The 20,635-nt window shown below is 42.4% G+C and carries 17 protein-coding genes; 6 read left to right on the top strand and 11 right to left on the bottom strand.

Going from position 1 to position 20,635, the window contains the following annotated elements; all coding sequences use genetic code 11:
- Nucleotides 1-122 precede the first annotated feature (122 nt).
- Complete coding sequence (locus JMX07_RS05050; RefSeq protein ID WP_102092706.1) at nt 123-950, top strand: hypothetical protein; 828 nt, start codon at nt 123-125, stop codon at nt 948-950.
- A 47-nt stretch (nt 951-997) separates the two neighbouring features.
- On the opposite strand, the gene JMX07_RS05045 is transcribed toward JMX07_RS05050, so the two are convergent.
- From JMX07_RS05045 to JMX07_RS05010, 8 genes are all read right to left on the bottom strand, one after another.
- The gene (locus JMX07_RS05045; protein ID WP_201606689.1) at nt 998-1,942 is read right to left on the bottom strand and encodes a glycosyltransferase family 2 protein; all 945 of its coding nucleotides are present in this window, start codon (nt 1,940-1,942) and stop codon (nt 998-1,000) included.
- Nucleotides 1,943-2,054: 112 nt separating this feature from the next.
- Complete coding sequence (locus JMX07_RS05040; protein WP_201606688.1) at nt 2,055-3,353, bottom strand: hypothetical protein; 1,299 nt, start codon at nt 3,351-3,353, stop codon at nt 2,055-2,057.
- 2 nt (nt 3,354-3,355) lie between these two features.
- Nucleotides 3,356-4,669, bottom strand: a complete 1,314-nt coding sequence (locus tag JMX07_RS05035; RefSeq protein WP_201606687.1) for a glycosyltransferase — start codon at nt 4,667-4,669, stop codon at nt 3,356-3,358.
- A gap of 190 nt (nt 4,670-4,859) precedes the next feature.
- Nucleotides 4,860-6,371, bottom strand: a complete 1,512-nt coding sequence (locus JMX07_RS05030; protein ID WP_201606686.1) for a glycosyltransferase family 2 protein — start codon at nt 6,369-6,371, stop codon at nt 4,860-4,862.
- Nucleotides 6,372-7,349: 978 nt separating this feature from the next.
- A complete protein-coding gene (locus JMX07_RS05025; protein WP_201606685.1) occupies nt 7,350-8,675 on the bottom strand; it encodes a basic amino acid/polyamine antiporter in 1,326 nt (441 codons plus the stop codon).
- 10 nt (nt 8,676-8,685) lie between these two features.
- Entirely contained in the window at nt 8,686-9,612 is a 927-nt protein-coding gene (locus JMX07_RS05020) for a homocysteine S-methyltransferase family protein (protein WP_265088345.1), read from the bottom strand.
- A 442-nt stretch (nt 9,613-10,054) separates the two neighbouring features.
- On the bottom strand, nt 10,055-11,182 hold the full coding sequence (locus tag JMX07_RS05015; RefSeq protein WP_201606683.1) for a zinc-binding dehydrogenase: 1,128 nt from the start codon (nt 11,180-11,182) through the stop codon (nt 10,055-10,057).
- Nucleotides 11,183-11,309: 127 nt separating this feature from the next.
- Nucleotides 11,310-11,987 (bottom strand): glutathione S-transferase family protein, encoded by a 678-nt coding sequence (locus JMX07_RS05010; RefSeq protein WP_201606681.1) that lies wholly within the window; start codon nt 11,985-11,987, stop codon nt 11,310-11,312.
- Between the two features lie 464 nt (nt 11,988-12,451).
- On the opposite strand from JMX07_RS05010, the gene JMX07_RS05005 reads away from it, so the two are divergent.
- From JMX07_RS05005 to JMX07_RS04995, 3 genes are all read left to right on the top strand, one after another.
- On the top strand, nt 12,452-13,363 hold the full coding sequence (locus JMX07_RS05005; RefSeq protein ID WP_101204528.1) for a LysR family transcriptional regulator: 912 nt from the start codon (nt 12,452-12,454) through the stop codon (nt 13,361-13,363).
- Between the two features lie 315 nt (nt 13,364-13,678).
- The gene (locus JMX07_RS05000; RefSeq protein ID WP_101204529.1) at nt 13,679-13,987 is read left to right on the top strand and encodes a DUF1272 domain-containing protein; all 309 of its coding nucleotides are present in this window, start codon (nt 13,679-13,681) and stop codon (nt 13,985-13,987) included.
- 123 nt (nt 13,988-14,110) lie between these two features.
- Nucleotides 14,111-14,692, top strand: a complete 582-nt coding sequence (locus JMX07_RS04995; RefSeq protein ID WP_101204530.1) for a hypothetical protein — start codon at nt 14,111-14,113, stop codon at nt 14,690-14,692.
- 227 nt (nt 14,693-14,919) lie between these two features.
- Here JMX07_RS04995 and cueR read toward each other — a convergent pair whose 3' ends face one another.
- The gene (gene cueR, locus JMX07_RS04990; RefSeq protein ID WP_101204531.1) at nt 14,920-15,312 is read right to left on the bottom strand and encodes a Cu(I)-responsive transcriptional regulator; all 393 of its coding nucleotides are present in this window, start codon (nt 15,310-15,312) and stop codon (nt 14,920-14,922) included.
- A gap of 106 nt (nt 15,313-15,418) precedes the next feature.
- The gene (locus tag JMX07_RS04985) at nt 15,419-17,881 is read right to left on the bottom strand and encodes a heavy metal translocating P-type ATPase (RefSeq protein ID WP_101204532.1); all 2,463 of its coding nucleotides are present in this window, start codon (nt 17,879-17,881) and stop codon (nt 15,419-15,421) included.
- Between the two features lie 436 nt (nt 17,882-18,317).
- Here JMX07_RS04985 and JMX07_RS04980 point away from each other — a divergent pair, with 436 nt between their 5' ends.
- Complete coding sequence (locus tag JMX07_RS04980) at nt 18,318-19,031, top strand: DUF6977 family protein (RefSeq protein ID WP_101204533.1); 714 nt, start codon at nt 18,318-18,320, stop codon at nt 19,029-19,031.
- An 87-nt stretch (nt 19,032-19,118) separates the two neighbouring features.
- Here JMX07_RS04980 and JMX07_RS04975 read toward each other — a convergent pair whose 3' ends face one another.
- Nucleotides 19,119-20,027, bottom strand: coding sequence for a LysR family transcriptional regulator (locus tag JMX07_RS04975; RefSeq protein WP_201606679.1), 909 nt, complete (start codon nt 20,025-20,027; stop codon nt 19,119-19,121).
- Nucleotides 20,028-20,188: 161 nt separating this feature from the next.
- On the opposite strand from JMX07_RS04975, the gene JMX07_RS04970 reads away from it, so the two are divergent.
- Nucleotides 20,189-20,635, top strand: a complete 447-nt coding sequence (locus JMX07_RS04970; protein WP_101204535.1) for a DoxX family protein — start codon at nt 20,189-20,191, stop codon at nt 20,633-20,635.

Here is a 20,635-nt window from a genome sequence, read left to right as displayed (position 1 = left end):
GTTTTAAGGGCTTTACTTATTTAAGGCAAAAGCAATAGGCATACTAACATCGTCAATTTTTCTATAAAAATCGCTAATAATGCTAAAGTAGCAATAAAAAGTTCACATTAACTAAGGTTGCTATGTCTAATATAGAGTCCAATACAGAAAAACCAATATTCAAACAGAGTATCGCGCTGTCAAAGAATAGCGAATATATATCTAATGACATAAATACAGCGCAATCTGCTTTCTTAACACTACCAGTCGTTATACAGACTGCACTAGAGCAAGCTAAACGAGTTGTTCTAATTGCAAATAATCCTGCTGTAACCACGACGCAGCTTGAGATGTTGTTACAGCCCGATGATGTCTTAGTGTTATTTAATCACTTTATTCACGCTGATTTTTTTGCTAGCCATCAGCTAGCTAGTTTACTGCCTAAGCTGTTGTTTTTTCGTCAGATTGGTGACAGTAAACTGCATTTTGGCCTACCGCCTAGAAGCAATCATATATCAGTGGTGGAGCAAATGGCAGAGACCGCGCCATTAGGGATATTGACGAGCAACCAGCCTTATCAGTTTCCAACATTAGCTGATGATCCAAGCCCTAATGACGATCCTATCACTGCTCATCGCATCTTAGATATTCCCTCGAACATGCAAAAACTATTATCAAGCCCTACCTATCACAGTGTGCTATCAGAGCATCATAAAGTCGTTGCTGACTATCCATGCTTTACCGAGATTCATTCGTCAGCACCCTCATCAGGTTTTCTGTTATATCGGCTGATGCTGGTAGCTCGAGCATACTTACACCATATTCAAAAGACAAAACTACCATTAGAGATATTAATGATCGGCTTCAATGACAATGATAAAACTGCTCACTTTTGGCATGGTCATAATTGGGATTTTGAACGTCAGGAAATGAGTCGACTACCTAAAGGAGTGACTATTCATCGGTACTAGAATATTGATTAGCTAAGTTTTCGTTAGCTAAAAATTGCTAGAAATAGTTAAACATAAGGAGCGTCTGGGCAATGAGCGCGCTTTATCTCGTTATCGTCAGGCTCTCGTCGGACGGCTATCAATGATGACTGTTCTTCTTTCCAATCAATCAGATCCATATCGGAAAATTGGGACAGCCATCCTGTCATGGGCCAACAGTGCCATTTTTGATAGAAGCGATTGGCATTGACAATGATACTGTCCAGATGATTAAGAGGTGGCCGGTAGACACTGTGCTGCTGATGATAAGCGATATCAGCAGTAAGGTAAAAATTGATACCTAATCGACGTGCTGTAAAGGCAAAATCGGTATCTTCTGCACCATAACCTGTATATTGGGTGTCAAAACCGCCAATTTTATCAAAAGTCTGCCGCTTGATAGCGAAGCATAGGCTCCAAAATGCACCGTAATCATCAGTTTGTTTGATGGCTGTTTGCTCTGTTTCAGTAGGATATGAGTCAGCTTCATCAAAATTATAACGATAAGGGTTATAGACAGACAGCTCGTCTAAAAGAGACAAAGGCAGATGATTGATTTTTAATTGTGCATTTTCTTCTACTGATAATGGTCGCGTTAGATAGCGCGGTTGACCCATCAAAAGCGCACTAGGATATTGTAGAAGCTTCTTATACATTTGCTCAATAAACGTAGGCGCTACGATACAATCAACATCCAAAAAAATCAGCATATCGTGAGTTGCCTGCAACGCTCCAAGATTGCGATTATGTCCGATATCAAACTCTGTAGTTGTAGTATCACCACCATCATTTACAGCTGATTTAACCGTAGTTGGTAATTTCACGATATTTAGTGAAAATTCAGCTAACCGATTGGGATCGGCATCGTCATTGACGATAATGACTTCGGCTGGCTTTACACTACTATTTTCTAGACTGCTGAGTAGGTTATAGAGATGACGATTACGACCATAGCAAGTCGTAATGACGGTCATCGATACAGTATCAGAAGTCGTACTCGCGTTACTCGTTGGCTGAATGGTGATCGCTTGTCTTTACCTCGTTATCGTATTGCCTGTTACTTTTAATAAATCAGTATTTAATAAGTCAGTATTTAATTGTTGATTCGGGTGTTAAGTTGAGTCGAGGGAGTAACCAGTTTTCAAACCAAAGCTTAGTTGTAGGATAATCAGTGGTGCTATGCATAAACGCTTGAGCAGCTGTTAGCATAGCTATGTTGGTTTCCTCGCTGCTATCTTCCTCACTGTTATTTTTTTCAATGCTATCAACTGAAGTAGTGGGGTGTGGTTTATTTCGGCCATGAATGGTTTGGGCAATAGATTCAGGTTGATCATCATTGACGCGCATTAAGGTTTTAAACTGCTGCCAATTTAGCGCTTTATTTTGAGCGACTAACGCTTCAGCCATGACGGCTTGTTCATTATGTGGTCTGTCATCAGGCACTACTATGAGCGGCGTATCATAATGATACGCTTGCGCAACAGCGTTTAGGCCACAAGCCATCATTAGATAATCGCTATGACAAATAAATGGTGTGACGTCATCTACCTCAGCTGAGATATCGACATAACATCGTTTGTCATCGTCTATAGGCCCGAGAGAGACAATTAATGCATTGGGTAGCAGTGAGCGCAATTCCGGTAATTTTTCGTCAATCGCTTTATGTCCACCATAGCCTTTAATAACGGTGATAATAGGTGTTGTAGTTTCGGACTTGTCTATTAATTTAGCCTCGATAGATAGTAGGTTTGTAGACTTAAGATCAGAAGTTTCATTATCCACGCTCAATTTTGCCAAAATATCTATAAAGTTTTCATAAGTATATGGCTCAGCTTTTTGAGAGTAGATAAAGTTAAGATAGAGCGTTTTGTCACAGACCCATTCAGATGTATGGGCAGACTCTAACACTTTAGGATAAGGCGCCAGTAAGGCAAGCGCGCCAGAAAATGCACCCAAATGTGGCGCATCATCGCGAATGCCCGGAAGCCTAACGTAAAGATAAGGAATGCTTGCCGCACGGCAGAGCATTGCCACCTCAACGCTGACATCGATAATCATTAGATCGATCTTACATTGAAAGATAGTGTCTAGTATTTGGTGACTGCGTTTTTGAATGTCACCATTGCCTACGGGCGAGTAGTGTAGGCTGGCTGGTTGCCAATATTCTCCTGCACGACCTGCTAGTATGTCATCCGGGCGTTCATCTTCTGCATTTAAACGTACGATTTGTTGTTCATCAATAGCGGTAAAACGATAGCTAGCTATATCTAAGCTCGTAAATACCGTTAATTGTGCTCTTGTATCATTAGGCAGCAATGCAGCCAGTTTGTCTGCCTGTCGGCAATGTCCTGAGCCATGATGATGAGCATAATATCCGATACGCATCGTTACGATCCCTCAGACAAGCTAACAAGATTATTCTCAGTTTCAACTGGTGCTTGAATGGCTTGATTAAAAAAACGAAGGGAGTCTTTTGTTAAATCAGACAGCTCATAGCTGTTGATACTGTTAATACTGTTGAGGTAGCTTTCTGAATTGTCTTCTATCAACACCGTTCTATTTTTTAACGCTGCTTTATACAATGCCAGATAGCCGTCTACCATGGCCGATACTGAACAAAACTGTAAAGCACGGTCACGGCAGGCTTGGCGTGATATGTTTTTAATCGTAGAAAAACCATTGATAAAGGCGGCTTTGTCTTTTTTAGGTACGATGACTCCTGTCTCTGGAGTAATAATTTCTGCACTGGCTCCAGCATCGAAACCAATGACTGGTGTGCCACATGCCAGACTCTCAGCTAAGGTCAATCCGTATGGCTCGTCCCAAGTACTGGTAAATAGCATGGCAGTTGCTTGGCACAAGTAATTGTTAATCTCGCCCTTGGTGACATGACCTACGTAACTGAATAGTTTGTCATCGCCACTCTTACTGTCTTTAAATAATAAAGGGGCTACTTTTTGATTGAAGTAGTCTTCGTTGCTTTTAGGTCCTGCAATGATAAGTTTTTTTCCAGCTTCCATGCAGTACCGCATGGCTAAATGAGTGCCTTTTTCAGGGCAAATACGTCCATACCAAAAATATACCTCGTCATCGCTACCATTAGTATTATTAAGCGATTCTGTATTGGCAATAAAGGATTCGACATCGATGCCGTTATACACCACTTGTGAAGGGACAAACTCAGCGAATAACTGCTGTTGGTGCTTACTAATCGCTGTAAATTGAGTGGTTGTACCAGAGCGCAGTGTTAAAAGCGCCAAACGTAACTGTGGAAAAATAGGTGTATGAAAAGTGGTAAAAAATCTTTCGCCAAACGCTTGGCCTGTCATCATCGGAATATGATGCAAACTATGGTTATGTACGATATCAATCTCACCGCGCTCATCACGTTCGATAATATCTCGTAAGGCTATCTGATAGGTGAGATATTGATACATCTCTTCACGGCCCATGGCGACCGTTTCATGCTCATTATCATAGACCATCTTGTTAAACTCATGACGAGTCAATAATGGAACTAATGTTGCCTTCGTCTCGCTATCTTTATGAGCGTAAAGCAATACCTCATGACCTTGTGCCACCAATTCATCACAAATCAATTGGGTAATCATTTCTAGACCACCTGCATAAGGCTGGGCAATGGGGTACAGTGAATGCGCAATAATGGCAATACGTAGCGGTGAATTCGAAGACCTAATCATGTTTTTAAGACCTTTATAGTTATAAGCATCATGGTTATAAGCGTTTTGGTTAGTAGAGTGTTGTATAGGGGACCTAGTATAGAAACGATAAAAGACAATAGAATGACCTTGTTTCAAAATTGGCTTATATAAATCGCAAGTTTGTACGAATCGATATGCCTATAAGCACTAATTTTATAAGTACTGAATTTTATGAATCGATGGTTTTTTTATCTTTAAATAAAGATGTCGCATAAGATGTCGTGATAGTCGTCTTTTTTTCATGGGCTACCTTTAAAGTCTGTTTTAGAACCTTACTCATACTTGGTATGTCTGCTCGAGCATCAGAGAAATTATCCATTGCTACTTTGGCTGCGCTTAGTTTGAGAATACAAACTGCCGCTGCACACATAAATAATACTGGCGAATAGAACGGTGAAAACGGTGCTACAACTAGAGCTGTAATGATATTTAGCACCAACAGCAGTTTTGGTAACGCTGCTATATTCTTAAGGAATAATGACTGACGACTTTGGATATAGTTTTGTTTTGGCGTACAGACAAAAGGTTTTTCTCGTCCCCATAGCACCGGAAGCCATGATAAGGCACCAATCTCCCAAAAGTTTAAGTGCATCAACCATGCACGTATTTTTCTACCAAAACGTGGTTGATGGTTTTCATCTACTTGTTGATTGAGAGGCGATTGATCACGGCAATAAGCCCACAACCGTCTAAGGATAAAAAATGCATAGCCTGTATAAACCACATATAGAGAGGTAAGCATCGACACGTTAGCGTTATTTACTAAAAGCATATCAACCATTACCAGTAATGAGCAGATATGCAAAAGGATAAAGAACCCTGTGAAATTTACCCAAGCACTCAGCTGAGACAGATGAGCGCGTATATAGGCTAGACGTTCTCTCATACTTTTAGATTGCGAGATATGTTGAACTGGAGAGTTGTACGGGACTGACAAGTAATCCGTGAGCACTTGCATATTGCCGTAGATCCAGCGTCGGCGTTGACATATTAGGTCATCTAGTGTGTTAGGTAGTAAACCTGTGGCAATGACTTCTGGCACAAACTGACTGCGAAAACCTTGTCGATGCATAAGCACGCCCATCTGAGCATCTTCAGTGATAGAAGCGCCTGACCAGCCTCCTATGCTCAAAAGGTCTGAGCGTCGAATGACTGCGTAAGTACCCGTTGATAAAGCACGATTGCGATTAAAAGGACGATACAAATGATGATTAAAATAGTGATTTAGCTCGCTATGCGCATCTAGCTGTCCTTCATTACGATAAAACTGCGGAAACTGCAGTAGGGTATGCTCAGGATATTGGGCGATAGCCTGCATAATAGAGGCTCTAGCATGTGGTAACGCTTGGTAATCACTATCGACCACTACAATGTGACTACAGTCTGGACTCATTAACCCAAGTGCCAAGTTCAAAGCACCCGCTTTAAATCCTTCGACACGATCAATGTGATAAAAATGAACATTCAACTCAGCGTCTAAACTTTGGCAAAATGCTGCTAACGGCTCATATAACGACGTCTCTTTATTATTATTATCGATAATTAATATCTCGTCACACGCTTTTTTTACTGCTAATAACGACTTTATTGTGGCAATAACTAACTCTGGAGGCTCAGCTCGCGTCATTAATTGAAAACTGAGTGCTGCGCTAGTTAGAGCTTCTTGTGTGTTAGCAGTCATGTCTGGTCCTTATGCAGGTACAACAAGTAAAATCGTGTAAGGGGCTGGCGTGCTTGTAAGAAAAGACGGCTCTCTTAATCAGCTGGTTGATACCTATGAATACTAATACAAAATTGAGTAATAATTTAGTCGATAATTGTTTATGATGAATTAACTGTGTAAGTCTACGTAATGTGACATAGAAACTTAGTATTTTAATCACGTAAAAATAGGGTGTTTTTTGATTGAGAAGGGGGTAGGTAACTGTGTTTTATTTTTGAGTTAGGGTAGGTAGTAAAAGGATAAAACGAGGAGAAAAAATGAGAAGCAAAAAAGTAGGCAAGCAAGTCTATATCAGTAGGTTGAAGCACGACTGTAGTAGGATAGAAAAACACGACTGAAATCGTAGTTAGTTTCAGAAGCTAATTACGTTAATCAATTTGAGATTAGATTATTTATATTGACGCTTAACTTAATGCTTAGCTAGCCCTAGCTAAATAAAGCCAGTGCTAAGTCTGTACTAAATGAGTGACACACCAGTTCCAGACAGCGTCGATAATTGGTGTTGATGACGAATTCTTTTTGCGAACGAGATAATAGTCTGGATCGACTGTTAGTGTTGACTCGCATAATAAATCAACTTTATCTATTCGGTCACGGTCACGGTCACGGTCACGGTCACGGTCACGGTCACGGTCACGGTCAAAGTCTACAATATATTAGATGGTTACCAGTATGCCAATGATTATCCTGAGACGATCATATTAAAGTATCGGCAATAAAATATATCTTTTTATAGGATTTTGAAGCGTTATTGACTAAGTTTTAGCTATGGCAAGAAGGCGATGAGGTTGTGGTTTTCCCTACTTAATACTTAATATTTGCGGTTGTTTATATGACTGGCTTTGCTCTGAAGCCTTGATCACCACTAAAAAAGGTCCAAAAAATGATGATTTTTTGGACCTTTTACATTATTAAAATAGCTATCGATCAGCTAGATTATGTTAACTGCTGACGCGATTGATAGCGGCTGTAATAAAAAATCGCTAAGCCAGGGATATAGAGCAGTAAGGATAACAGCAAGTTATCCACGCCAGCAGCATAAATTAGCCAGATACCGTAGACACTCGCACCCAAACCGATGGCTTTGATGCTCCAGCGTTCTGATTGTGCAAATGATACTTTGACCAAATACGCCCCAACCAAAAAGTAAGGAATCAAAATCATCGAGGTGGAGATAATCACCAAGGTGTTATAGCCTTTACCGGTCAAAAATATCATCAGTAAGCATAGCTGCACGGTCAAACTGGTTAGTAGTAATGATGCCGTTGGGGTGCCTTGTGCGTTTTGCTTGGTAAATATACGTGGAAACGCATTGTACTTCGCCGCGGTAAACGGTACTTCAGCCGAGTAGAGAATCCAGCTCAGGTAAGATGCTAATACCGAGATGATAAGACCAATACTGATAACCCATTTACCCACATCGCCCGTCATCTGCGCCATGATGCCCGCCATTGATGGGTTGCTAAGCGCTGCCACATCCACACGGCTCATGACCCCGAGAGAGAGCAGGGTAATGGCAATATACAACACCAGTGCGAACAATACCCCGATATAAGTAGCGCGGCCAATATCAGCGCGTTTCTTGGCACGTTGCGATAAGACAATCGCGCCCTCGATACCCGTAAATACCCATAGGGTGATCAGCATCGTTCCTTTGACCTGCTCCATAAAGGGCACGTCCAACGTCGTACCTGCGCGGTCAGCATTAAAGGTCTGCATATCAAAGGCATAATAGGCAAACACAATAAAAGCAATGAGCGGTAGGCTTTTTGCCAAGGTTGCCAGTAGGTTAATAAAGGCGGCTTGCTTAACGCCGCGCAGTACTAAATAATGTACCAGCCATAAAATGATAGACTCACCGACCAGTGCCCACAGCGTGTTGCCTTCACCAAAAACAATACTGGTTGGTGTATCAATAAAGCTACCCAGTGCGGCAAACGCCACGACCAAGTAACCGACCACGCCAATGGTCGCACACAGCCAGTAACCCCATGCTGAAAAGAAGCCTGCCAAATCGCCAAACCCTGTTTTGGCATAGGTATAAATACCGCCATCCAGCTCAGGCTTTAAGCGTGATAAATGCAAAAAGCAGCCCGCGAGGAACAAAATACCCACGCCGGTGATGATCCATGCTGTAATGATGGCGTTCACGCCTGCCACTTCGGCCATGTTCTGCGGTAGGCTAAAAATACCTGCGCCGACCATCGAGCTGAACACGATGGCAGTGAGCATGGTTAGCCCAATTTTTTGTCCATTTTGCATCGTGCGATCTCTATTTTGTCGAGGTACCTGTTGTCAAAGTGCTTGTGAAATGCTGGCTCAATGCCTGAATATGCTCTGGGCCAATACCGCAGCAACCGCCGATCAGTGACGCGCCTTGGGTTTGCCATTTTTTTGCCCAGACCAGATAGGCAGGCGGGGTTAGGTCATCGCGCACTTCGTCGAGGCCATCATTAGCGGTGGCGTCTTTTGGCTGTGGTGGAAAGGCGTTGGCATACGCGCCAAGTTTGATGTGCTGCGCTTGTTTTGCTTGCAGTACAGTTTGTGCGACATCTAGTGCTTGCTCGATGACATCAGGTTGGCAGCAGTTAAAGAGTATCGCCTCGACATCGAGAGCAGCCATCGTTGCCACAGCTTCCTCGACGGTTTCTCCTGAACGCAGACGTGGTACATCGATATCCATACTGTCTTCTAAAGTAAAAGCTACCCATAGCGGTTTATTGTCTGTATCTAGCGTACTAAGTAGCTCACGAACAGCGACAGATTCAGCGATTAGGCTTTGGGTTTCTGCGAGCCAAAAGTCCACATATTCGCTCAAACCTTTGATAAGCGGCGTGGCGATATCTTCCACGTGATCCGCGTCAAACAAGTCGGCACGGTATGAGCCAAATAGCGGCGGGATTGAACCTGCAATCTTAGTATCGCTACCTTCCATGTCGATAGCGGCACGTGCCATTTCGCCTGCTGAGGTAGCCAACGCTTGCGCTTGATTGGCAAAACGCTCTTCGCCAATATGAAAGGGTACGAGCGCATAGCTGTTGGTGGTGATGACCGCTGCGCCGCTTTGGATAAAAGCACGATGCACGTCACGGACGATCTCAGGCGCTTCGATCATTGCCAGCGCCGACCACTCAGGCTGACGAAATGGTGCGCCACGTTTGGCTAGCTCTCGACCCAAGCCGCCGTCAATAATTGTGATTGCGTCAATTGACATAATAAATCCCTCTTTATAGTGAATAGGTACATCTACTAAGACTCTATAGTCAATCCTCTATAAAAGAGTGACAGTGTTAACCTCACTTGAAGTATCACAGTTACATCTGTGCTCGGTTGCCTTGTCTCTTTTTCAAACTGGATCAGCTATATTTTGAGAAATAGCGTTATTTAAAGGGACGAAATACTAGGCGTAATAAGGAGTAGATGCAACCAAAAGTTTAGTAATAATGTTAATTGATTACTTTTGGCATCTGGTTGCCTTGTTCGAGTATAGGTATTGCATGGTTTTTCTGATGAAGTTTATGCAAATTGTGAGTAAATACGAAGTGACGATGACTTTTAGTCAGACATAAAAAAGCAGACATCATAGATATCTGCTTTTCTATTATTGCAAAGCTGCTTTTAAGTAACGCTTCAAGCAACCATTAGCCTTGAGGCTTGATTAAGTACTTCTCACCAGTCGCCTGTTTGCCATAAGCGGCGATTGATTTTAACTGTAGCGCTTCTTCTAGCGTCACTTCATGCGTATAGCTGCTCGCAAAGGTAGTGGTGATTTCTTCTGCCACGCGTTTGCGCATGGACTGAACCGTTTCACTACCAAGTTTGCCAAGTGCATTGAACAATAAGAATCCATTCACACCCCACGCAAAACCAAAGTTACGGTTTAAGGTGATCGGACCACGGTCTAAGGCGCCATAAATATAAGCTTGTTTAAAGGTATTTGAGCCATAGACGCTGTATTCTTCTACGTCACGAGTGATAGCGGCTTCCATACAGTTTAGAATATCGCTGGTGAGCTTACCGCCACCGATAGGGTCAAACGAAATCGTAGCGCCTGTTTCAGTAATCGCGGCGGTCAAATCAGCAAGGAACGTCTCGCTGCTTGAGTTCACCACATACTTTGCGCCCATATCGCGCAATAGCTTTTCTTGCGAGTCTTTACGTACGATATTCACCAAATCAACACCGTCTGCCATACAGATACGGTTTAGCATTTGACCAAGGCTAGAAGCGGCTGCTGCATGTACGATGGCTTTGTGGCCTTCAGCGCGCATGGTTTCGACCATTGCCAGTGAAGTGAGCGGGTTTACAAAAGACGATGCAGCCTCGGTAGCTGTCGTGCCGTCTTGCATTTCTATGCAGCTCCTTACATTGACACAGTGGTATTGACGATATGTACCGCCACCAATCACCGCAACCATTTTGCCCATGAGTGCTTGTGCGGCTTCTGATGAGCCTGCGGCGACGACTGTACCAGCGCCTTCATTGCCGACAGGCGTGTCTTTATTTACCCGAGTTTTGAGTGATGGCATGAATTTCGCAGGCACATCAGCAGTAATGATCGGGTTGTCATCAGTGCCTGATTGTACAGCGGTTGACATATCAGCGGCGCTGAACATCACACCAAAGTCAGAAGGGTTCAATGGCATGGCTTCCATGCGAACGACAATTTCGTCAGCACCGGGTTGCGGCATCTCGATATCTTTTAAAGACAGGGTTAATTTGTTGTCATCACTGATGGTTGAAACCAGTTGTTTATTTTTATCGGTCATAAGATTTGCTCCTGCAAATAGTTAGATTTTTAGACCAATCCCTTTACGGCATTGGTCGTTCTTTAGGTTATTGAATTTTAGTAATTTTCTTAATGTGGCTCATTTTTAGTAGCCACATTGCCACAAGTTATTTAGCGTTTGCGGCTTGGATTAGAGACTTAACGTGTTGCATAAACTCAGGCATGTTTGCTTGACTATCTGCCTGAACACTTTTTGCAATCTCGGTTTCACTCATGGCTTTGTTCCATTCTTTCATGCCGTCCACTTCTGCCAGTACATCCCACTCAAGCTGAGTCGCGCCAAAAGCGTTGACAATAGTATTGACGTAATGCACGTAAATATCAGCCATGGTGAATTGCTCGCCTGCAATCCAAGGCGAAAATTGACATAAGCGATTCATAGCAATAATGCCGCGGCCCAATACTTGACGAACTTCCTCTTTGATTGCGTTAGGTGCTTGAGTACCAGAAAATACATATGGAATTAGACGACGACTTGGTAGCTCAAAATATAGCTCTGCTATTTTCATAATCTGACGTACAGACGCGCGTTTTGCTGCATCGGCAGGATATAGTGGCTTTTCAGGATACGTTTCTTCAAGGAAGTCACAAATCACGTTAGATTCCGACAGATTAAAACCGTCCGGCATGGTGATCGCAGGTACTTTACCCACTGGACTGACGGTGAGTAGATCATCACTACCAGCGTACAAAAGGTCCTCTTGGAATGGGATGCCTTTATATAAAAGAGCGTGTTTTACGATGTTGTAATAGTTGCTTGCAGCAAAGCCGTGCAAAGTAATCATAAGTCATTCTTCCATTGTTGACGTAAAAGTTATTTTTAATCGTGTTTTCATTGCAACGTTTAGGGCGTGTTTGATATTCACAAATAGGCACTGCTGATTGCTAAAACGGTTCCAGACAAGGCGTAAAACGACGGTAATGCTCGTGCCTTAACTAGATTTACAACACAGTATGGGGCAGTTTTAGCATCAGCTCCAATATAAACAGAAGGAGACAGGACTATTTTTTAGACAGTTCGACGTTAAAAATAGTAAGTTTAGTCATTCTAAGCGTCTATGTTTTAACAATGAAGTGGCAAAAAATAGTCTCTGTCAGTGCCATGGTCGAATATCAAGCACGCCCTAAGTTAAACACATTATTACTGGTTTTAATGTGGTTATATATAAGGAATAACGTGAATCACTATTGCTTTTAAGACAATAATAAAGCGAAAATGCTCACATATTCATCTAAATGGAGAGGTCAGTTGGATCAATTACGTGCCATTAAGTATTTTAGCAAAGTCGTAGAAACGGGCAGTTTTACTAAAGCAGCAAATGCATTCAAAGTGCCACCATCCTCACTGTCAAGACGAGTATCTGATTTAGAAAAGAGCTTGGGCGCGACACTGTTAAAGCGCTCGACTCGAATCGTTAAATTGACCGAAGTAGGGCAGGTTTATTATGACGATATGCAGCAAATATTGGATCGGCTCGAGCAAAGCAAAGAAACAGTACGCAGTTATCAAACGACGCCGATGGGACGGTTACGCGTCAGCTCTATGGTGGGTTTTGGTGAAAAAATACTGCTACCACTGTTGGATGAGTTTGGTGAGTTGTATCCAGAGATTGTGCTAGATGTCAGTCTCAGTGATGAATTATCCGCATTGGGACGTGACGATGTCGATATTGCGATTCGCGGTGGTTATGCGCCAAATGAGCACGTGATTGCTATTAGGCTCATGGACAATGGCTTTATACCGGTTGCGTCGCCCAGTTATTTAAAGATGCATGGCGAACCTAGTCATGTGATGGCATTAAAGGAACATAAAGGCCTGTATTTCAAAGCACCAAACGGGCCAACGCCTTGGCTCTGCTATGTGGACGATCAGTGGCATGATGTCTCAGGGCCAGCAGTGGCAATTTCAAACAATGGACCATGGCTAGCCAAAAAGGCTTGTGATGGTGAAGGGATTTTGATGTCAACAAGGTGGGCACTATCCTCATATCTTGAGTCAGGGGCATTGCAAGAGATTAAATTTGAGCATCCATTAGCAATCACGCAGCATGCTGATATGGCCGTATATCTGCTGTATCAAAAGCAGCGCTATCTAGTGCCTAAGGTAAAAGCCGCCGTCGATTTCTTGGTTGAGAGGATAAAAGTAGGAAGTATAAAATAATAGCCTAAGCAGAAATTTTATAATCAATTCATACTAGTTAGATTTTCTGCTAGTCTAATCCGCATAGGCGCGGGCTAAAATTCTCGAAATACTATACGTACGTGATAGTAAAGAATCGAATAATGGGCTAGCAAGAAAGTTGAGATCTCCTGATAATAAGCGTAGTGGATTATCTGAAGACTTACGACCAGTTTTGCCATTAATCATTAATTGGTAGGCATCAAAATATGACAAGTAACTGCTATGGGCTGCAACACGAATTGCGCTCTGCAACCCAAGAATTAAGCCCTAGGTGAATTAAAATGGAGTTGATATATGCTGGAAATTAGACCTAATTGTGAATGTTGTGATAAAGACTTAGTACCAGATTCTACCGAAGCAATGATTTGCACATACGAATGCACTTTTTGCGTCACATGTGTAAATGAAATACTAGAAAATGTATGCCCAAATTGTGGCGGTGGTTTTGTTCCTCGACCTATTCGACCTAAAATGGCTAGACGTATAGGTTTAAGTATCAACCATCAGCCTCCTTCAATTGAAAGAGTACATACCAAATATAGCATTGAAGAACTTAAAGAGTTCTCAGCAAAAGTTAAACACACAAAACCTGAAGATCGATGATTAATACATTTATATAACAAGCAGTTTAAACGGAAATAAAAAAGTTGGTTCGGCTTCGCTCAAAATGCTAACACACGTTTTTTGCAGTTTAACCCGGCGTTATGTTTCTAGGAGTTCTCTTTCATGAATTTGCGACCTACATCACAAGAAGAAGTTTTTTTAAGCCTTGCTTACAATAGGTTTTATGATCTTGCCGATGAAATAATTGAAGACTCATTTTGGGAACAAGAAGACTGGTATCGTTTTAGCAAAGTGATTAACCTATTTTCAGTTTATGCAGAGTTACTAGCTTATGAGCCCTTTAAGTATGTTCTTGAGGCAATTAAGAAACAAAGACCTCCAATGGAATCTGAAATTGGTGGCCCATTGTTTAAATTTATTAGAAATACTTTTGCTCACTTTCCCTTGTTTGAGAGTTGGAATGAGGTTTGGTTAACAAAAGGCTTAGTAAATTGGCAAAAAGAAGGGTTAACCATTGATCGCTTTCTCCAAAAGTACGCTGGTCATACCGAAATAAAGTATAGATTCTGGGAAGCTGAGAAGAAAAAAATGACATATATAAGTATCAATTTTCCAGAACAATATGATGATAAAAAAATATATTTAAGCGAGATTCTTTCCGAAAAAGATGGCGTAAAGTTCTCGCTTATAATGATGCGGAATATATTAAACACACAAGTAGAGTCTATTAAAAACGGGATATAACAAGCATTTGAAGCGGAACTGCTAACAGTTTTCTCGGTTCTGCTCCACTACACATTTGAGCCAGATAATACTCACAACTTATGACTGTGTTACCACCGACTACTATGGGCACTAAGCTGACCGTCAATACTTGAACAGTATGAATATTTACTTTTATTTTAGTTGTGCAAAACAGCATGACCTGACATTTTAACGCCTTCTACATTAGGAGATGCTCGTTAAGAGCTCTATTTAGCTTGCCCAAGATCATCCAGAATAGCGCAGTCTGCATTATCATCGCCTGCACAATGATCAAAAGAGTTCTGTAGCGAATTGACCATCTCTTGCAATTGGGCAATTTTTTGGTTTAGCGTTTCAATATGCTCTTGTGTCAGTTGCTTAACATCTGCACTCTGACGGTTGGCATTTTTGCGCAAATACAGTAACTCTTTCATTTGCTTGGATGAGAATCCCAAGTCACGAGAATGTCTTAAAAAGCATAAGTCGTCTATATCGTCTTTAGAATACAAGCGATAACCTGAGTTCGACCGATTGACTGTTTCTAGCAAGCCAATCTGTTCATAGTAGCGAATCATTTTGGTAGAGATGCCGGATTTTTTGGATGCTTGACCAATATTCATATTTTTCCTCCTAACCTAGAAAGGGCTTAAGCATTAATGTTTAAACCCTATATGGATATCCTTTACGATTCTATATTTACTCTGTAGCGGTTTAGTAGTTCGCTGACTATACTTTAAAGTACTTGAGGCGTAACGCATTACCCAATACGAAAATAGAAGACAGTGCCATGGCGCCTGCCGCAAAAATGGGTGAGAGCAGGATACCAAATGCGGGATACAAGACACCTGCGGCAATCGGAATCAAGGCAATATTATAAATAAATGCCCAAGCCAGATTTTGTTTGATATTACTGATGGTAGCTTTACTCAAGGCAATCGCAGTAGGAACGCCTTGCAGACTACCTGACATTAGCACCACTTCAGCCGCCTCAATCGCCACGTCTGTGCCTGTACCAATGGCCAATCCAACATCAGATTGAGCCAATGCAGGGGCATCATTGATACCGTCACCAACAAATGCCACTCGGCCATATTGCTCTTGCAACTGGCGTATTGCATCCACTTTTCCTTCAGGTAATACTTCTGCTACTACCTGATCGATATTCAATTTTGTGGCAATCGCTTGGGCGGTATGGCGATTATCACCTGTAATCATGGCCACTTTTAAGCCCAACTGATGTAGTGCGGCGATGGCGGCATGAGTCGTCTCTTTAATAGGGTCGGCAACGGCGATGATAGCAGCCAATTGCTGGTCAATCGATACATAGAGTGGGGTTTTACCTTCTTGTCCCAAACGTAGCGCATCTTGTGCAAAAGGCGCAACATCAAGCCCCAATTGTTGCATATAACGATCCGCGCCAATATGAATCACTTGGCCTGCCACGTTTGCTTGGATACCCAAACCTGTCATCGCCTCAAAGTCAGTGATAGGCAGCAGTTGAATATTCTGTTGTTCTGCGGCTTGTACAATGGCTAAGGCAATTGGATGCTCAGATTTTGCTTCAACCGATGCCACCACACGTAGGACTTGTTCTTTCTCAAACCCTTTTTGGACTTGGAAATCCGTTAACGTAGGTTTGCCTTCAGTCAATGTGCCTGTTTTATCAACGGCAACCACGCTCACGTCCTGAAGCATTTGTAGCGCTTCACCTTTACGGAATAGCACACCCAATTCGGCGCCACGACCCGTACCGACCATAATAGAGGTGGGAGTGGCCAATCCCATTGCACAAGGGCAGGCCACAATGAGCACGGCAACCGCATTGATTAAGCCAAAGGTCAAGGCAGGGTCAGGGCCAAAAATCAACCAAACTATAAAGGTCAATGCTGATAAAAACATCACCGCTGGTACAAACCACAGGGTGACTTTATCCACCAATGCTTGAATTGGTAATTTAGAGCCTTGGGCTTGTTCTACCATACGAATGATTTGCGCCAATACCGAATCTTCACCAATGGCCGTTGCTCGAATATTCACGGTACCGTTTTGATTGATAGTACCGCCGACCACTTGATCGCCTGCTTGTTTTTTCACAGGAACAGGTTCACCAGTAATCATAGATTCATCAATATAACTGTGACCGTCAACCACCTCGCCATCGATAGGCACACGCTCTCCTGGGCGAATCTCAACGATCATTTGTGCGGTGACATCTTCTACAGGGACCTCAATGACTTTGCCATCTTGATGTACACGGGCCGTTTTTGCCTGCATGCCCACTAAATGCTGAATGGCCCCAGAAGTACGACCTTTAGCCTTTGCTTCAAAATAGCGTCCTAATAAAATCAAGCTCACAATCATAGCAGCGGCTTCGTAATAGACGTGCACCGTGCCTTCAGGTAACGCTTGCGGGATAAAGGTCGCTATGAGAGAAAAGCCATATGCTGCGACGGTACCAATCGCCACTAGCGAATTCATATCTGGCGCAAAACGCAATAAGGCTGGCACGCCTTTTTGATAAAAGCGTTGACCTGGAAAGAGTAGTACCAGTGTGGTCAAGACAAACTGTATCAGCCAACTTTGCTGAGTGCCGAGGTTATTCACTACCCACATATGAAAGGCTGGAATCATATGCGAGCCCATTGCTAGAATGAATACGGGCAGTGACAACAGCGCAGAAAGCCCTAAATCTCGTTTAAGCTGATTTTGCTCTGAGGCTTTTTTATCTTGTCGATCACTTTGATCTTGTTCTACCAGTTTGGCCTCGTAGCCCGCTTTTTTAACGGCCTCAATTAAGTCGCTCGTTTGTATTTGAGCATCGCCTTTAATCCAAGCGCGTTCAGTCGCAAGGTTTACAGTAGCTTGTTGCACGCCAGCGACTTTGGCCAAGGATTTTTCTACTCGTCCAACGCAAGAGGCACAGCTCATGCCTTCTATAGATAGCTCGATAGGCTTGGTTTCAGTCACCTTATAACCTGCGCGCTCTACCGCTTTGTTTAACTGGGCTACATCTAAAGGCTGAGATGAGTAAACAGTCGCCTGTTCAGTGGCAAGGTTTACCTCGGCATTTTCAACATGCTCAATATTTTTTAATTGTTTTTCGATACGCCCAACACAAGACGCGCAACTCATGCCTTCAATGCTCAGTATTTCTTGATAAATAGGGGCTTTAGTATTTTTTGTTTTCATAACAACCTCTGTCGTTTTTAACTATATTTTTAATCTTATTTTCAAATCTATAGTGACAGCATATAGGTTGACATCATGGTAAGGTCAAGCAGATTTCTTTAAATACTTTTAAACCCGTTTATAGTAGCGTCTTATATTTATCGTTGAATACAAAATAGCTCGATTATGGTTTATTGTTGAAGGTATGGCGGCATTAATTCTAAAATAGGGCAGGATAAATGACTGATAATAAGATAAACTGCCCAGCGAGCGCTGATAGGGTTCGATAACTCTCGATAGCTCTAGATCAATTCACTGTATTTGACTGCTAGCGAAGAAAATACCAATAATAAGAAATGCTGCTAGCAATGACAGAGTACAACGTCAATAGCAGGTGATATCAGCACCGTTAACATAAAACATTTATACAAGACCATTGATATTAAGGCACATCACTATGGAAGAAGTACCAAATACGATAGAACAAAGACCTGTATTCATGCCCAAAGTCAACAGTGACAATTTGGTAAAAACGGATATGGTTATGTTTGAGCGGCATGTGGGATTTGCGACCAGACAAAAGAAAAAATCCATCAATGACTTACAACAAGTCATTCGTAAAAAGTATGGGTTTAAGCATGTGTTAGAGCTGTCTAGCAAATCTGGTAATAAGCTGAGTTTTCCATTAAGCCCGTTTAGCTTAAAAATTACTGATGAGCATGATGACAATCCATATAGTGTCGAAAATGCTTTTCAAGCCAGTATGGTTTTTGAAGATGGTGGTCCTTACACGGATTTGCTGACTGCGCCGCCAAGACAAGCCCGAAAGGATGAGCGATTGATGACTTCGGGCGAGCTCATTGGCTACAATTACTTTGGAATGGAATGGGGCGTAGAGCCCTTAACGACATTTTATGATTGGCTGTACGTGAATGCGCTCAAGCAAAATCCTCAGCTGCATGAAGAAGTGATTCAATATCAGGGCTTCACTGATATTACCTTTAATCCTAAAAAATCTATTCATAGCGCGGCGTATGCGTTAGCGTTATTTGTGGCGCTGCATAAACGAGAATTGCTCGATAATGTTGAAGACCCAATGGCATTCTATGACTTATGCAATAATTTTAAAATCAGCAATACTGAGCACCTATTAGAAGAAGGTTGGATCTAATCGTCAAATTAGATCGCTTAAGTTTGCTTGAACCGAAAGCTACGATACATAATGTGTCGTGGCTTTTTTATTTCTCTATATTTAGAGCTATATATTCTCATCCCAATACGGCGGCGTGCGATAGTAGTTGGTCATAAAGTCGATAAAGCATCTGACTTTGTGAGGTAGTAGTTTTCTATGGGCATAGACTGCATACAACCCCAAAGGGCTAGGTTCATATTCTGGCAACACTACAACCAACTTACCAGTACTTAATGCTTCGCTAGCAATAAAAGTTGGCTGTAATATCAATCCTCCGCCTGCAATAGCTGCTTCAACGAGTACGTCACCATTATTACTATGGAAAACGCTACGTTCTTTGAATTGTTTGGTCTTTAGGTATTTGTAGATTTGACCCTTAGTTTCTACATTCATATAGCTATAATGCAAATAGCGATGCGACTCTAAATCCTCAAGTTGCTTAGGGGTGCCATGAGCTTTGAGGTACTCAGGCGAGGCGCATAGCACCACGCGAATCGGAGCAATCTGCTTGGCGATAAGCGATGAGCTTTGGAGCTGTCCGATACGCAGGGCAATATCAAACCCTTCTTCAACGATATCTACTTTTCGATCACTCAACTGCAGATCAACGGTAACTGACGGATAGCGCTCCTGAAAATCAGTGATGAGTTTTGCCATATGCTTTAAGGCAAAGGAGACGGGCGCACTGATGCGCAGGACGCCTTTGGGATGCTGCTGTAAGCCGCCTAACTGCGATGCCATCTCATCAATACTCAATAAAATCTGCTGCGCGTGTGTAAAGTATTGACTGCCAGCTTCTGTCAGGCTGACTTTGCGTGTAGTACGGTTGAGCAGGCGAGTATGTAGTTCCTCCTCTAGCTTTGCTACATACTTGCTTACTAGCTGCGGCGAGAGCTGCATCGTAATTGCCGCCTTACTAAAGCTGCCTTCTGTCACTACCGCGACAAAAGCACGCATGGCATCGATTCTATCCATATCTGTCCCTATAATTCTCTCGATATCAAATCCATTATAAACAGTATGTTGATAATTATTCAATATAACTGATCTTACTCTTTTATAGCGTTGATAGTAAAGTGTGCCTATATCATTTTCGACACTATTTATTCTAATCATACGTTATGGAGTGAGCATCAATGAAATCATCACTATTAAATACTATTTTGACATCAAAAGCTGGAGCAGCGGCCTTAGTTCTTCGTGTACCCGTTGGCCTAATTTTAGCAGCCCATGGCGCCCAAAAATTATTTGGTTGGTTCGGTGGTAACGGACTGGCAGGTACGGCTCAATGGTTAAGCAGTATGGGTATGGAGCCTGGCTACCTGATGGCAATACTCGCAGGCGGTGCTGAGTTCTTCGGTGGTCTGGCTATGGTATTAGGTTTGCTAACCAGACCGGCCGCTTTAGCCGCAGCTTTTACCATGTTGGTGGCTATTTTTTCTGTCCATATCAGTAATGGGCTGTTCGCTGATAATGGTGGTTATGAATACGCGCTAACATTGATGGTGGCTTCGCTTGCTCTAGCCATCCAAGGTGGCGGTTCCTTCAGTATGGATAAGGTATTGTCAGAAAAATTAGGATAG

It is taken from the genome of Psychrobacter immobilis, assembly GCF_904846235.1.
In the GTDB taxonomy this organism is placed as follows: Bacteria; Pseudomonadota; Gammaproteobacteria; order Pseudomonadales; family Moraxellaceae; genus Psychrobacter; species Psychrobacter immobilis_C.
This window is presented reverse-complemented; position numbering and strand designations above follow the sequence as displayed.